This is a genomic window from Chromatiales bacterium (genome assembly GCA_014762505.1).
GTDB lineage: Bacteria > Pseudomonadota > Gammaproteobacteria > SpSt-1174 > SpSt-1174 > SpSt-1174.
On the sequence record JABURS010000040.1, the window covers coordinates 1 to 13408 of the forward strand.

Below are 13408 nucleotides of genomic sequence, written 5' to 3' on the forward strand. Positions count from 1 at the left end.
GCGCGGGTCCGCCGGCGTCGTCGCCGAGTAATCCAGATAGATCGGAAGCTTGATGTCAGTCACGGTTACTACCCCTTGGCTGCGATGTCTGTTGATACCCGCTCAGCTGGTCGGTTCGACCACGATGCGGTGATGGCGGGCCATGCGATCCTGGCGCTGCGCGACCTCACGCACGCCATTGCGCGCCATGAGTTCGCCCAGGCTGATATGGGCCAGGAAATCGCGAATCTGGTTGCTGAGGTCGGTCCACAGATCGTGGGTCAGGCACTGCTCGTGCCCCTGGCAGTCGGCCGTACCCCCGCAGCGGGTGGTATCGACCTTCTCGTCCACCGCGGCGATCACGTCGGCGACCGCGATCTGGTCGGCCGGACGGCTGAGGCCGTAACCGCCGCCAGGCCCGCGCGTACTGACCACCAGGCCCTTCTTGCGCAGGCGGGAGAAGAGTTGCTCGAGGTAGGAAAGTGATATACCCTGCCGCTTCGAAATATCGGCCAGCGAGATGGGTCCCATCTCGTTGTGCAGAGCCAGATCGAGCATTGCCGTGACGGCGTAGCGTCCTTTCGTTGTCAGGCGCATTGGCGAACCCCCTCATAAGGATTCGCTAATGCTAACAATATCCTACCAATTTAGTCAAGTATTGGCTTCGCCGTCTTTTTTCTTCCCTTCCTCGGCAAGCCCCTCCATCGAGGCATCGTCCAGCTCCGGCAGGTGGGAATCGTCCACGTCGCCGCCGAGCTGTTTCACCGCGTGGCTGGTCTCGTCCAGCTTGCGGTCCATGGCGTGGATGTGGTCGAGGATCTTGTGTATGGCGCTGGCCACCGGGTCCGGCATGTCCTGGGTGGCGCCGTAGGCGTCGAAGCCCATCTTCGCCGCGATGCGCTCGCGCTTGTCGGCGTCTTCCCGGTGGGCGCCGACGATGCGCCCGGGGATACCCACCACCGTGGCACCCGCCGGCACGTCCTTGATCACCACCGCATTCGAGCCCACGCGGGCACCGTCGCCCACCGTGATCGGGCCCAGCACCTTGGCACCGGCACCGATGACCACGTCGTTGCCCAGCGTGGGATGGCGCTTGCCCTTCTCCCAGCTGGTGCCGCCCAGGGTCACGCCGTGATAGAGGGTGCAATCGTCACCGATCTCGGCCGTCTCGCCGATCACCACCCCCATGCCGTGGTCGATGAAGAAGCGCCGGCCGATGCGCGCCCCCGGATGGATCTCGATGCCCGTGAGGAAGCGGCCGATGTTGGAGACGATGCGCGCCGGCCAGTAGAGGTTGCGCCGCCACAGGGCATGCGCCACCCGGTGGAACAGCATCGCGTGGATGCCGGGATAGGTGGTCAGCACCTCGAAGGTGCTGCGCGCCGCCGGATCGCGGTCGAACACGCAACGGATGTCTTCGCGTAGACGTTCGAACATGGCAGTGAGGATAACAGCTTCTGGTTATGGGTTAGTCATTATAAGTGCAGCAGGGCCCGCACTTAAGACGACGACTTGTGGGGTTTTCGACTCGCGGCCGTGAGGATGCCGCGCAGGATGTTGATCTCGTTGTCCGACAGGCGCACGCGGTTGAACAGCCGTCGCAGCCGCCGCATGAGGTGCCTGGGGTTCTCCGGGTCGAGGAAGTCCAGCGCCACCAGCGTCTCCTGCAGGTGTACGAAGAAGCGCTCGACATCCTCCGCGCTGGCCGGCTCCTCACCGGGCTCGTCCGACTCCAGGACAACCGGCATCTGATCCGTCAGCGCGAGATGGGCCATGCGCAGTTCATAGGCCAGCACCTGCACCGCGGCGGCGAGGTTGAGCGAGCTGTAGTCCGGATTGGCCGGAATGGTCACGAGGTAATGGGCATGGTCCAGCTCGTCGTTGGTCAGCCCCGTGCGCTCGCGCCCGAACACCAGCGCCACCTCGCCCTGCCCGGCCTCCGTCATGGCCTGGGTGGCGGCCTCGCGGGTGCCGAGCTGCGGCCAGCGGCGGGTACGCAGGCGCGCGCTGCTGGCGATCACCAGGCGGCAGCCGGCCAGCGCCTCCTCCAGGCTGTCCACCACCCGGGCGGCGGCCAGCACGTCGTCCGCCCCCGAGGCGCGGGCCGTGGCCTCGGCACAGGGGTAGTCGCCCGGGCTCACCAGACAGAGCTGCGAGAGCCCCATGGTCTTCATGGCCCGCGCGGTGGCGCCGATGTTGCCCGGATGGGAGGTCTCGACCAGGACGATACGGATATTGGAAAGCATCGATGATTCTCGGCTATCGGTTCAGCCGGGTATTGTACGGGAACCGCGCCAGGCATACCCCCGCCATCTCCCGGAGCGCAGAACTTTCTGCTATGCTTCGCCCACTTCCGCGCACGCGGACTTCTTTGACAACGGGACCCTGTACGCCATGCATCCGATGCTCAACATCGCGGTGAAAGCCGCTCGTGCCGCCGGCAACATCATCGCTCGCCACGTCGACCGCATCGACACGCTCAATATCCAGACCAAGGAGCGCAACGACTTCGTCAGCGAGGTCGACCACATGGCCGAACAGGAGATCATCCGTACCATCAAGCGCGCCTATCCCCAGCACGCCTTCCTCGCCGAGGAGAGCGGTACCACCGGTGACAGCGAGTTCACCTGGATCATCGACCCGCTGGACGGCACCACCAACTTCCTCTACGGCTTCCCGCAGTTCGCCGTGTCCATCGCCCTGAAACAGGGCGACCGGCTGGAACAGGCGGTGGTCTACGACCCGATCAAGCAGGAACTCTTCACCGCCACCCGCGGCGGCGGGGCCACGCTCAACAGCCGCCGCATCCGCGTGACCCAGCGCAACACGCTGGACGGCGCCCTGCTCGGCACCGGCATCCCCTTTCGCAAGCACCAGAACCTGGACCGCTACCTGGAGACCCTGAAGGTGCTGCTGCCCGGCACCGCAGGCGTGCGGCGCGCAGGCTCGGCGGCACTGGACCTGGCCTACGTGGCCGCCGGGCGCCTGGACGGCTTCTGGGAATTCGGCCTCAACCCCTGGGACATGGCGGCCGGCGTGCTGCTCATCCAGGAGGCCGGCGGCATGATCGGCGAACCCGACGGCGGCAAGAACTACCTCAAGAGCGGCAACGTCGTGGCCGGCAATCCCAAGGTCTACGCCGCCATGATCGAGGCCCTGAAGCCCGCCCTGGCCAGATCCAGCAACTGATCCGGGCATGAAAACGCCCCGTGACCGCCAGGCCACGGGGCGTTCTTGCGTCCAGACACCCGCTTTTTCCGCGCTTCCCGCCACGGACCCTGCCGGTCATGCCGGTTTATCCGCCATCCGAGCTGTGCTATACACCTACAAAACGCATTATAAAAAGCCCGTCCCACAGGACGCAGGTCAAAGGAGGAAGTCGATGAAACGCCACGTGCTCGCGGTTTTCATCCCCCCGCTCGCCGTCTGCCGCTATGGCTGCGCGGGCTGCTGCGCCGCCCCCATCGGCGTGTTCTGGATCAGCAGCATCATCAGCATCGTCTATGGATTCCGCGGCGGGCCCTTGGGCCTGGAGGGCGTGAGCTGGGGCACGGTCGCCCTCGGCATCCTGCTCTGGCTGATCGCCGTGGGCTGGAGCTTCCTCACCCTGCGCGCGGCCGACGACGACCGCTGCAAGCGTCCGAGCAGCTCGCTGTGCCGGCGCATCATCCCCCACAGCGACGAGCCGGACCCGCTGGACGAGGCCGACCGGGCCCGCCAGGCCTGACCCCCGGCACGAAAAAGGCCGCGAGATCGCGGCCTTTTTCGTGGCATGGATCCCCGTCTGACTCAGGGCGTCTCCTCGCCCTCGCCTTCCTTCTCCACCGGCATCAGGTCCTGCTTGGTCACGCCCAGCAGGATCAGCGCGTAGCTCGCCACGTAGATGGAGGAATAGGTACCGACCACGATACCGATCACCAGCGCCAGGGCGAAACCGAAGATGTTGTCGCCGCCGAAGATCAGCAGGGCGATGAGCACAAGCAGCGTCGTACCCGAAGTGATGAGGGTACGGGTGAGCATCTGGTTGATCGAGTTGTTGATCACGTCACGCGGTTCGGCCTTGCGCATCAACCGGAAGTTCTCGCGCACGCGGTCGAACACCACGATGGTGTCGTTCAGCGAGTAGCCGATCACGGCGAGGATGGCCGCCAGCACGGTGAGATCGAAGCTGATGCCGGTGATGGAAAACACCCCGACCGTGATGATCACGTCGTGCACCAGAGCCAGCACCGACCCCACAGAGAAACCCCAGTGGATGAAGCGCACCCAGACGTACAGCAGGATGCCGGCCAGCGCCACCAGGATGGCGATGCCGCCGCGGTCGCGCAGCTCCTCGCCCACCTGCGGACCGACGAAGTCCACGCTGCGCATCTCCACACTGGCGTCGCTGACGCCGCGCATGAGTTCCAGCACGGCGTTGCTGAGTTCGGCGCTGTCCTCGTCCGGGCGCGGCGCGATACGGATCAGCACGTCGCGGGCCGTGTCCACGTTCTGCACGATGGCCTTATCGAAGCCATTGTCGTTGAGGGTGGCACGCACCTCACCGAGGTCGGCCGGCTCGGCGAAACGCACCTCGATGGAGGTCCCGCCAGTGAAGTCGATCCCGAGGTTCAGGCCGTTGACGAACAGCGACCCGATGGAAATGACGATGAACAACAGGGACAGGATGACGGCGAGCCGCCCCTTGCCCAGGAAATCGATCTGCGTCTTGGCATTCGGCATAAACCAGATTCTCCTAATCAGATCGCCAGACGCGTAAGGCGCCGGTTGCCGTAGATGAGGTTGACCACGGCACGGGTACCCATGATGGCAGTGAACATGGACGAGACGATGCCGATGGACAGCGTGACGGCGAAGCCCTGCACCGGACCGGTGCCGATCACGATCAGCGCCACGGCGGCGATCAGCGTGGTGATGTTGGCATCGGCGATGGTCGAGAGCGCCTTGTCATAGCCGGCGCGGATCGCGGCCTGCGGCGACATGCCGTTGCGCAGCTCCTCGCGGATGCGCTCGAAGATCAGCACGTTCGCATCCACCGCCATACCCACGGTGAGCACGATACCGGCGATGCCCGGCAGCGTCAGCGTGGCCTGGAACAGCGAGAGCGCCGCGACGATCAGCAGCAGGTTGGCGGTGAGCGCGAGGTTGGCGATCAGCCCGAACACGCGATAGAAGAGCGCCATGAACACCATCACCAGCACGAAGCCGATGACCACCGACTTGAAGCCCTTCTCGATGTTGTCCTTGCCGAGGCTCGGACCGATGGTGCGCTCCTCCACGATCTGCATGGGCGCGGCCAGGGCGCCGGCGCGCAGCAGCAGCGCCAGGTCGGCCGCCTCGCGGCTGGAATCCAGGCCGGTGATCTGGAAGCGCTTGCCCAGCTGCTCCTGGATGCGCGCGACGTTGATGACCTCCTCGACCTTGCTCGGCACGTTGACGCGCTCACCGTTGATGATGCGCGTCTCTGTGCGGGTCTCGATGAAGACCACGGCCATCAGGCGCTTGACGTTCTCGCCCGAGGACTTGCTGAACAGGCGTGCCCCCTTGCCGTCCAGCGTGATGCTGACGGAGGGACCGCCGGAATCCTGGTCGATGCCGCTCTGGGCGTCGATGATGTAGTCGCCGGTGAGCATCACGCGACGCTTGAGCAGGATGGGCTGGCCCTGGCGATCCAGGTACAACCGGTCGCCCGGCGGCACGCGGCCGCTGGCCTGAGCCGCGTAGGCATCGGCATTCTCGTCCACCAGGCGGAATTCCAGGGTGGCGGTCTTGCCGAGGATCTCCTTGGCGCGGGCCGTGTCCTGCACACCCGGCAGCTGCACCACCACGCGGTCCTCGCCGGCCTGCTGGATCAGCGGCTCGGCCACACCCAGCTCGTTCACGCGCTTGCGCAGCGCCGTGACGTTCTGCTGCACGGCAAAGGACTTGATCTCCTGCAGGGCCTCGTCGCGAATGCCGGCCTCGATAAGGAAGGCACCATCTGACTCCAGGGTCTCGAACGCCATCTCCTGGCGGTATTCCTCCTGCAGGGCCGTGAGCGCCCGCTCGCGCAGCTCGGCGCTGGCAAAGCTCGCCACCACCCGGGATTCGGTGCGGGAGACGTCGTCGTAGGGGATGTTGTTCTCGATCAGCAGGCTGCGGAACTCGCTTTCGTTGCGCTCCAGGGTCTTGGCGACCACCTCGTCCATGTCCACCTGCATGAGGAAGTGCACGCCGCCGCGCAGGTCCAGGCCGAGGTTCATGGGCTTGGCATTGAGCGACTGCAGCCACTCGGGCGTGCTCGGCGCGAGGTTCAGGGCCACGATGTAGCCGCTGCCCAGTACGCCGCGCACGATGTCCTGGGCCTTGAGCTGGTCCTCGACGTCGTGGAAGCGCACCAGCAGCTGCTCGCCCTCGAGCGCGATCTCCTTGTAGCCGGCTCCGACCTGGTCGAGCACGTTGGCCACGCGCTGGCTGACCGTTTCATTGATCTCGACCCCCCGCGTGGCACTGATCTGCAACGCCGGATCCTGCGGGTAGCGGTTCGGCAGGGCATACAGGATGCCCCCGATCACCACGGCGAGGATCAGGAGGTATTTCCAGAGGGGGTAGCGATTCATGAACGTTCCCTGGCTTGAATGGCGATGCGACGGTGAGGCTTACAGGTTCTTCATCGTGCCCTTGGGCATGACGGCGCCGACGGCCTGCTTCTGCACCTTCACCTCGGTGCCCTCGGCGACCTGGATCTGCACGAAGTTCTCGCCGATCTCGGTGACCTTGCCGAGCAGACCGCCGGTGGTGACCACTTCATCGCCCTTGGACAGGGCCTCGAGCATGGCGCGGTGTTCCTTGGCGCGCTTGCTCTGCGGGCGGATGATCATGAAGTACATCATCACGAACATCAGGCCGATCAGCAGCAGCAGCTGGATGCCGCCGCCCTGGGCCTGCTGGGCGCCGTTCTCGGCGATGGCACTGGCAATCAGAAGATCCATGGGACTCACTCCGGTTATTGGTCGTTATCAGGAACCCAGACGGGCTCCGATGGTACAGGGTTCAAGGCGCCGTATTATGACACAGGCGGCACGCTTTTCGAGCGCAGGCGGTAGAACTCCGCCACGAAGGCCGCCAGCTGCCCGGCCTCGATGGCCGCCCGCAGGCCGCGCATCAGCTCCTGGTAGTAATACAGGTTGTGGATGGTGTTGAGGCGCGGCCCCAGCATCTCGCCGCACTTGTCCAGATGCCGCAGGTAGGCGCGGGAGTAGTTCCGGCAGGTGTAGCAGCCGCAGTCCGGGTCGATGGGCCCGGTGTCGTCGGTGTAGCGCGCATTGCGGATGCGCAGCGTACCGTGGCGGGTATAGAGAAAGCCGTTGCGCGCGTTGCGCGTGGGGATCACGCAGTCGAACATGTCCACGCCGCGGCGCACCGCCTCGACGATGTCCTCCGGCGTGCCCACCCCCATGAGGTAGCGCGGCCTATCGGTCGGCAGCACCGGCAGCGTCGTATCCAGCACGTGCAGACGGTCGGCCTCGGGCTCGCCCACCGACAGCCCGCCGATGGCGTAGCCGTCGAAGCCGATGGCCTGCAGCCCCGCCGCCGACTCGTGGCGCAGATGCGCGTACATCCCGCCCTGCACGATGCCGAACAGGGCCGCGTCGTTGCCCTCATGGGCGGCGCGGCTGCGCGCGGCCCAGCGCAGGGACAGCTCCATGGACTGCCGGGCCTGCTCCTCGGTGGCCGGGTACGGCGTGCACTCGTCGAAGATCATCACGATGTCCGAGCCCAGCGCCTTCTGCACGGCCATGGAACGCTCCGGCGTAAGCTCCACCGGGCTGCCGTTCACCGGCGACTGGAAGCGCACGCCCTCCTCCGTGATCTTGCGCATCTGCGCCAGGCTGAAGACCTGGAAGCCGCCCGAGTCGGTGAGGATCGGCCCCTCCCAGTGCATGAAGTCGTGCAGGTCGCCGTGTCGGGCGATGATCTCGGTGCCCGGGCGCAGCATCAGGTGAAAGGTGTTGCCGAGGATGATCTGGGCGCCGAGGTCGGTGAGCTCTTCCGGGGTCATGGCCTTCACGGTGCCGTAGGTGCCCACCGGCATGAAGGCCGGCGTCTCCACCACCCCGCGCGGGAACGTCAGCCGCCCGCGGCGGGCCTTGCCGTCGCTGGCCAGGTGTTCAAACTGCATGCGCATGCGGGGCGCTCTCCTCGAAGACGAAATCTCAGACCCGCGCCGCGGGCTGCGGACGGGTGATGAACATGGCATCGCCATAGCTGAAGAAGCGGTAGCGCTCCTCGATGGCATGCCGGTAGGCGGCCATGATGTGGGCGTGGCCGGCAAAGGCGCTGACCAGCATCAGCAGGGTCGATTCCGGCAGATGGAAGTTGGTGATCATCGCGTCCACGCTGCGAAAGCGGTAGCCCGGGGTGATGAAGATCTCGGTGTCGCCCGAGAAGGCCGCCAGCGTCCCGCCGGCAGAGGCCGCCTCCAGGCTGCGCACGCTGGTGGTGCCCACCGCGATCACGCGCCCGCCGCGGGCCCGGCAGGCCGCCACCTGCGCCACCACCGCCTCCGGCACCTCCACCCACTCGGCGTGCATGCGATGCGCGGCGATGTCGTCCACCCGCACCGGCTGGAAGGTACCCGCCCCCACGGGCAGGGTCACGAAGGCGGTCTCCACCCCCTGCGCGCGCAGCCCCGCCAGCAGTGCGTCGGTGAAGTGCAGCCCCGCCGTGGGGGCCGCCACCGCGCCCGGGCGCTCGGCGTACACCGTCTGGTAGCGCTCGCGGTCGTCGATGCTGTCGGCGCGGGTGATGTAGGGCGGCAGGGGCATGTGCCCCACCGTCTCCAGCACCTGCCAGATGGACTGGTCCGCGCCGAAGTCCAGCGCGAACAGGGCCTCCCGCCGGCCGGTCACGGTCACCTCGGCCCCGCCCTCCAGGATCAGGCGCGTGCCGGGCCTGGGCGACTTGCTCGCGCGCACGTGAGCCAGGGCATGGTGCGCATCCAGCACCCGCTCGAGCAGCAGTTCCACCTGCCCGCCCGTCTCCTTGCGCCCATAGAGACGCGCGGGGATCACGCGGGTGTTGTTGAACACCAGCAGGTCGCCGGGGCGCAGCAGCTCGCCGATCTCGCTGAAGTGGCGATCCGCGATGCCGCCCCCCTCGCCGTCGAGCACGAGCAGGCGCGAGTCACCGCGCGTGGCCGGCGGTTCCTGGGCGATGAGCTCGGGGGGTAAATCGTAAGCGAAATCACTCACTTGCATGGCGCGGCATGGTAGCAGGAAGGCCCCGGCTTTGCGACACGAATGCTTGCGGGCACGGGCCATTCCATTGATACTGTGCGCCCTGAGTGCCGGGGTGGCGGAACTGGTAGACGCGCCTGACTCAAAATCAGGTTCCTTCGGGAGTGCGAGTTCGAGTCTCGCCCTCGGCACCACTTTATGAATCAGCGACTTAGGCTCTTATCTGCATTCTGCTGATTTCCGCCTCTTAGTTTTTGGGCTACGCTGGGGCTACACTCTGAACGACGGTCACTCCCCTCATTCAACCTTTTCGAGGGGTAGCACCATGGCAGACCACAAGTTCGAATCCATCTTTTCGGCCATCCAGGTCGATCCCAATAACGCGAGCACCCTTCGTCGCATCGCAGCCGACAGCGCGGAAGATCTCGAGTGTGCCGCCAGTGTCATGCTCAGGCTCATGTCCATACCCGCTGAGGGAAACACTGACGCGGAGATCCTCTCTGAGGCGGCCTGGTATGTTCAGGTCCTCCTGAACTTCCAGAGAGAATTTCAGGAACTGGCAAAAACAGTCGAATCGGCGAAATAGACGATAAGGTTTTCAGACGAAAAAAAGCCCCGGCACTTGGCCGGGGCATTCGCTTCTTCACCTGTATCCTCTTCCTCTGACGTTGATCTCATACTTCAGCTCTTGCTGCAACAGGTCGTTGAGTCGCGGCCCGACCTTGCGCTGAATGTCCGACGTCACTTCGCCTACCCCCTGCAGCTCGATACGGTCCTCGCGAATGGGCAGGTTTGGCGACCACGCACGCGGGCTGCGATGAGTGAGAACGGATGCCCGCTGGAAGCTGCTAAGGCGGCCGTCGCGCATAGTGGCGACAAAGCTGCCGGGGAATGAGTGGCGCCCGACACGGGTGCCGTTCCTTGTCTGGCGGACCTTCCCCAGGTTAGAGACGGTATAGTCCTTTGCCCCCACCCACACGCTGCCAGCGGTGCCGGTGCGGCGGTTCGGCATCCGCATGAATAGCCGCTTTGTCTTGAAGCGGCCACGCCCGAGAAGCGCGCCGACAGGCAGTTGATTGCGGTGGGCGATTCCTCGGGCGGCATGCGTATTGGCCCAACGGGTTGTTTTGCGAACGGCCCGGCCCAGGGCGCGATTTACCTCACGTTCCAGTCCTTGCAGGTCGCGCGAGACATTCCTTGCGCTGAATTCATCGACCTCGGTCCAGACACGAAACGTCCGAAGTCCGCGAGCGGTATCCCGCTGAGCGCGCATCAGCTTGGTTTTTACATAGACTTTCAAGAAAGCCTTGTAAGACATATAAACCATTGGCCTGAGCCAAATCATGCCGACACGCCCTCATGTACCGAAAAAGGTGCTGCTCATGCCACCTGCAAACCCCAGGGTTTAGACACACAGGCGTCCGGGGAACAGCGCCCGCCATTGGCGGCCCGGTGCCGGCTCAACCATACCGGCTTTAAGATCAGGCTTACGCGCCCTCGTTGCGGACCAGGCCGCGCCAATCCAGCACGGCGGCACCCACATCGAGGCGGCACTTGATTTCGAGCACGTCGCGCACGAAGGCGTCGCGCTGCTCGATCGTCGCGCCCTGGCCATCCAGGCGGGCCACTTCGATGGTGTCGTACATCACCGGATCGGCGGCCAGATACCAGGCCGTGGTGGAGTCGTCATCGAGACGGGCATCGACCACCACCACCAGGCGGCGCACCCATTCGGGCACCGCGTTGCTGGTGGCGCTCGGCTGGATCGAGGCCAGCAGCTGCTCGGCCTTGGTTTCGAGGGCGGCCGGCACGAGCAGATAACGCGGGGTGATGTTCAGCGCCCCCTCGCCCTGCAGGCCCTTCTGCAGGCGCATCAGCTTGCGGGCTTCGCCCAGGCTATCCACGCTCAGGGCGGCGGCAGTGCCTTCGTTGGCATGGGCAACGCTAAACAGGGCGTTGGTGTCACGCATGGCCGGGTTGTTGATGAGCAGCGAGTAGACGGCATCCGCTTCGCGGCGGGCGGCGGCCTGGCCCAGCGCAAACGGCACGCGGGACAGCTCGCCCAGGTCGTCATTCACCAGCGCCTGCCGGCTGATGCCCAGAATGCGGCCGAAGGTCTCGAGGCGGATCGGCTCGGCGGCATCGGTCAGGGCACCAAAGGTGTATTCGGCGCCCTCCTTGACCTTCGACAGGCCCGGGGCCTCGCTCAGTGCCACGCGCTTGGCTTCCTTGAAGTCCGGCAGCTCGCCGGAACGCGTCCAGATCCGGTGGGTCGCGGCCTCTGATTCCTGCATGCCGGTGATCAGCGCCTTGTTCGCGACGTTGCTCAGAAGCTCCGGCATGTCGGAGGTGGTAAGCGCTGCCTGGATGATTTCGGCCTTGCTCTGGCCACGGGTGGAGCGGCCACGCTGGGAGAGCAGCGTCCCGGCGATCTCCACGGCACCCATGCCGCGCACATCGCGGGCGGCCGGGTGCGGGTTCTTGACCGGCACACCGAAGCGCATCAGCAGGCCATCGGTGACGGCCGCCTTGAATTCGCTCTCGCGGCGGTCATAGCCCATGCTGATGGACGGCGGGTCACTGGCCAGGGGCTCGCAGCCTTCGCCCATCTTGGCGAGCAGTTTCTCGCGGACATGGTCCACCGACAGGCGGGTGTCGGCCATCACGTCGTTGTACAGGTCCTGATACTGACCACGGATGAGGAACGGCTGAAAGATCGTGCGGATCTCGTCGTTACGCGCCTGAATGCGGGCCCTCACTTCGGCCTCGGTGGTGGCGACGACTTCCGGTTTCTTGGGCGTGTTGGGCTCCACGCCGGGGGTATGGGTTTGGGTCTCGGGCATTGGGGTACTCCTTGTGCGTTTCGGGGGGTTGTCGAAGCGGGACAGATCGAGGGACGCGGCAATCGCCAGGGGGGCGGCGATCTCGTCCACGAATCCCGCTTTCAGGGCTTCATCGGCATCAAGCCAGGTCTCGGCAGCCAGCAGCGCCTGCAGCTCGGAGGTCTTCCCCTTCCAGCGGCGGGCATACGCCTTCAACATGGCGTCGCGGTGTTTGTCCAGGGTGTCGGCCAGGCGGCGCAGCTCCGTGGCGTTGCCGGTGGCGCTGGTCCAGGGATCGTGGATCATGAACAGGGCATTCTCGGCCATCACGATCCAGTCACCGGCCATCGCCAGCAGACTGGCACTGCTCGCGGCCAGGCCGTCGATATGCACCTCGACCGTGGCGGAGTGACTGCGCAGAGCGTTGAATGCGGCCAGGGCTTCGGTGACTGCACCACCGGGCGAGTTGATACGCAGTGTGATTGTCCTGACGTTCGGGGCGGCATTGATCCGCTCCACCATCTGCGCAGCAAACCCTGAGTCGATGTCGGCATAGACGACGATTTCCAGGGCGTTGGCTTGTGCCTTGATTTCGTTTTGTGCGTTCATGCCCTCAAGGTAGGTGGGCCTTCACTGGATGAAAACAGCCTATTTCTTTCGACAGCACGCCATGATGTGGTCGGGGTCCTCGGGCACACGTTCGTTCGCCTGAAACGCACAGAATAGCGCCCGCTGTAATTCGTCCAGACTCTCGGGTGGTTCTTCGTGGTGGCGGATACGCGGCCACTTGCGACGGAAGCGTTTCACCGCATCGGCCAGGTAATTGGCACGCCAGCGAACCGGCCGCCATTGTCCGTCGTGCGCATACTCAAGGGCCGCCATCAAAGCGGCGTTGCGTCGCTCCATCGCCTTCTGGGTCTCGAAGGACCGGATACCACGGCCACGCAACCCGAGTACCACATCGAGCGGGCGACGACCGCCCTCGTCCAGGTATTCGGCGATCCCGTCGCGCATCCATTCTGCTACATCGTCAGGCACCGGCCGCCCGGCCTCGAGGGCGGTCATGAGCCGGCACAAACGATTGCGGGGTGTCATCACTGCAACCTCGGCAACGTGAGCGGGGCGCGTGCATAGGCCGCCGTCACCGCGAGGACTTCATTCAGCGTGCCGTCGCGTGCCTCAGCGGTCGGGCTGCACACCTGCACCAGCTGCCCCAGCCCCTGAGCGAGCGCCACGGCCAGGACATCGGTAGACCAGCCACGCGAAGCGGCCAGCGCCACGACTTCACTCCATACTTCGTCGACCTGTTGCACGGGGTTCTTTGTCTGTTCGGTCATTGGTTGATTTCTCCGGCTTGAGTGATTGAATGATTACGAACGGGTACGGCCA

15 protein-coding genes and 1 tRNA gene are annotated in these 13408 nt (G+C 65.3%); 4 read left to right on the top strand and 12 right to left on the bottom strand.

Features of this window, described 5'->3' with window-relative positions; genetic code table 11:
• Positions 1-102: 102 nt before the first annotated feature.
• The 3 genes from iscR to trmJ all read right to left on the bottom strand — a co-directional run bounded on the left by iscR (position 103) and on the right by trmJ (position 2225).
• Positions 103-576 (bottom strand): Fe-S cluster assembly transcriptional regulator IscR, encoded by a 474-nt coding sequence (gene iscR / locus HUJ28_09240; GenBank protein ID MBD3619645.1) that lies wholly within the window; start codon positions 574-576, stop codon positions 103-105.
• Positions 577-630: 54 nt separating this feature from the next.
• Entirely contained in the window at positions 631-1416 is a 786-nt protein-coding gene (gene cysE, locus HUJ28_09245) for a serine O-acetyltransferase (protein ID MBD3619646.1), read from the bottom strand.
• A gap of 62 nt (positions 1417-1478) precedes the next feature.
• Entirely contained in the window at positions 1479-2225 is a 747-nt protein-coding gene (gene trmJ / locus HUJ28_09250; protein ID MBD3619647.1) for a tRNA (cytosine(32)/uridine(32)-2'-O)-methyltransferase TrmJ, read from the bottom strand.
• A gap of 148 nt (positions 2226-2373) precedes the next feature.
• On the opposite strand from trmJ, the gene HUJ28_09255 reads away from it, so the two are divergent.
• Positions 2374-3168: an inositol monophosphatase gene (locus tag HUJ28_09255; protein MBD3619648.1), complete on the top strand. Its 795-nt coding sequence runs from the start codon at positions 2374-2376 to the stop codon at positions 3166-3168.
• 193 nt (positions 3169-3361) lie between these two features.
• Positions 3362-3706, top strand: coding sequence for a hypothetical protein (locus HUJ28_09260; protein ID MBD3619649.1), 345 nt, complete (start codon positions 3362-3364; stop codon positions 3704-3706).
• 62 nt (positions 3707-3768) lie between these two features.
• Here HUJ28_09260 and secF read toward each other — a convergent pair whose 3' ends face one another.
• The 5 genes from secF to queA all read right to left on the bottom strand — a co-directional run bounded on the left by secF (position 3769) and on the right by queA (position 9218).
• Positions 3769-4701 carry a protein translocase subunit SecF gene (secF, locus tag HUJ28_09265; protein ID MBD3619650.1) on the bottom strand — a complete coding sequence of 311 codons (933 nt, stop codon included), beginning with the start codon at positions 4699-4701 and terminating at the stop codon, positions 3769-3771.
• A 17-nt stretch (positions 4702-4718) separates the two neighbouring features.
• Complete coding sequence (gene secD, locus HUJ28_09270) at positions 4719-6578, bottom strand: protein translocase subunit SecD (GenBank protein MBD3619651.1); 1860 nt, start codon at positions 6576-6578, stop codon at positions 4719-4721.
• A 39-nt stretch (positions 6579-6617) separates the two neighbouring features.
• Positions 6618-6950, bottom strand: coding sequence for a preprotein translocase subunit YajC (yajC, locus tag HUJ28_09275; protein ID MBD3619652.1), 333 nt, complete (start codon positions 6948-6950; stop codon positions 6618-6620).
• 74 nt (positions 6951-7024) lie between these two features.
• Positions 7025-8140 carry a tRNA guanosine(34) transglycosylase Tgt gene (gene tgt / locus HUJ28_09280; protein ID MBD3619653.1) on the bottom strand — a complete coding sequence of 372 codons (1116 nt, stop codon included), beginning with the start codon at positions 8138-8140 and terminating at the stop codon, positions 7025-7027.
• 34 nt (positions 8141-8174) lie between these two features.
• Positions 8175-9218: a tRNA preQ1(34) S-adenosylmethionine ribosyltransferase-isomerase QueA gene (gene queA, locus HUJ28_09285; GenBank protein ID MBD3619654.1), complete on the bottom strand. Its 1044-nt coding sequence runs from the start codon at positions 9216-9218 to the stop codon at positions 8175-8177.
• Positions 9219-9306: 88 nt separating this feature from the next.
• Here queA and HUJ28_09290 point away from each other — a divergent pair.
• Positions 9307-9391: transfer RNA gene (locus HUJ28_09290), tRNA-Leu, on the top strand.
• Between the two features lie 131 nt (positions 9392-9522).
• Positions 9523-9783 (top strand): hypothetical protein, encoded by a 261-nt coding sequence (locus HUJ28_09295; protein ID MBD3619655.1) that lies wholly within the window; start codon positions 9523-9525, stop codon positions 9781-9783.
• 57 nt (positions 9784-9840) lie between these two features.
• Here the strand turns inward: HUJ28_09295 and HUJ28_09300 are convergent, their stop codons facing one another.
• The 4 genes from HUJ28_09300 to HUJ28_09315 form a co-directional block, all read right to left on the bottom strand.
• Positions 9841-10542 carry a phage tail protein gene (locus HUJ28_09300; protein ID MBD3619656.1) on the bottom strand — a complete coding sequence of 234 codons (702 nt, stop codon included), beginning with the start codon at positions 10540-10542 and terminating at the stop codon, positions 9841-9843.
• 142 nt (positions 10543-10684) lie between these two features.
• Complete coding sequence (locus HUJ28_09305; protein ID MBD3619657.1) at positions 10685-12628, bottom strand: Clp protease ClpP; 1944 nt, start codon at positions 12626-12628, stop codon at positions 10685-10687.
• Between the two features lie 39 nt (positions 12629-12667).
• Entirely contained in the window at positions 12668-13084 is a 417-nt protein-coding gene (locus HUJ28_09310) for a hypothetical protein (protein MBD3619658.1), read from the bottom strand.
• Between the two features lie 29 nt (positions 13085-13113).
• Complete coding sequence (locus HUJ28_09315) at positions 13114-13356, bottom strand: hypothetical protein (protein MBD3619659.1); 243 nt, start codon at positions 13354-13356, stop codon at positions 13114-13116.
• Between the last annotated feature and the right edge of the window lie 52 nt (positions 13357-13408).

Bases quoted from the DNA above. Each gene is read 5' to 3' on its own strand.
- HUJ28_09255 (MBD3619648.1), top strand. From the start codon at position 2,374: ATGCATCCGATGCTCAACATCGCGGTGAAAGCCGCTCGTGCCGCCGGC.
- HUJ28_09300 (MBD3619656.1), bottom strand. From the start codon at position 10,542: ATGATTTGGCTCAGGCCAATGGTTTATATGTCTTACAAGGCTTTCTTG.
- HUJ28_09305 (MBD3619657.1), bottom strand. From the start codon at position 12,628: ATGAACGCACAAAACGAAATCAAGGCACAAGCCAACGCCCTGGAAATC.
- cysE (MBD3619646.1), bottom strand. From the start codon at position 1,416: ATGTTCGAACGTCTACGCGAAGACATCCGTTGCGTGTTCGACCGCGAT.
- yajC (MBD3619652.1), bottom strand. From the start codon at position 6,950: ATGGATCTTCTGATTGCCAGTGCCATCGCCGAGAACGGCGCCCAGCAG.
- secF (MBD3619650.1), bottom strand. From the start codon at position 4,701: ATGCCGAATGCCAAGACGCAGATCGATTTCCTGGGCAAGGGGCGGCTC.
- queA (MBD3619654.1), bottom strand. From the start codon at position 9,218: ATGCAAGTGAGTGATTTCGCTTACGATTTACCCCCCGAGCTCATCGCC.
- iscR (MBD3619645.1), bottom strand. From the start codon at position 576: ATGCGCCTGACAACGAAAGGACGCTACGCCGTCACGGCAATGCTCGAT.
- HUJ28_09310 (MBD3619658.1), bottom strand. From the start codon at position 13,084: ATGACCGCCCTCGAGGCCGGGCGGCCGGTGCCTGACGATGTAGCAGAA.
- HUJ28_09260 (MBD3619649.1), top strand. From the start codon at position 3,362: ATGAAACGCCACGTGCTCGCGGTTTTCATCCCCCCGCTCGCCGTCTGC.
- trmJ (MBD3619647.1), bottom strand. From the start codon at position 2,225: ATGCTTTCCAATATCCGTATCGTCCTGGTCGAGACCTCCCATCCGGGC.
- HUJ28_09295 (MBD3619655.1), top strand. From the start codon at position 9,523: ATGGCAGACCACAAGTTCGAATCCATCTTTTCGGCCATCCAGGTCGAT.
- tgt (MBD3619653.1), bottom strand. From the start codon at position 8,140: ATGCAGTTTGAACACCTGGCCAGCGACGGCAAGGCCCGCCGCGGGCGG.
- HUJ28_09315 (MBD3619659.1), bottom strand. From the start codon at position 13,356: ATGACCGAACAGACAAAGAACCCCGTGCAACAGGTCGACGAAGTATGG.
- secD (MBD3619651.1), bottom strand. From the start codon at position 6,578: ATGAATCGCTACCCCCTCTGGAAATACCTCCTGATCCTCGCCGTGGTG.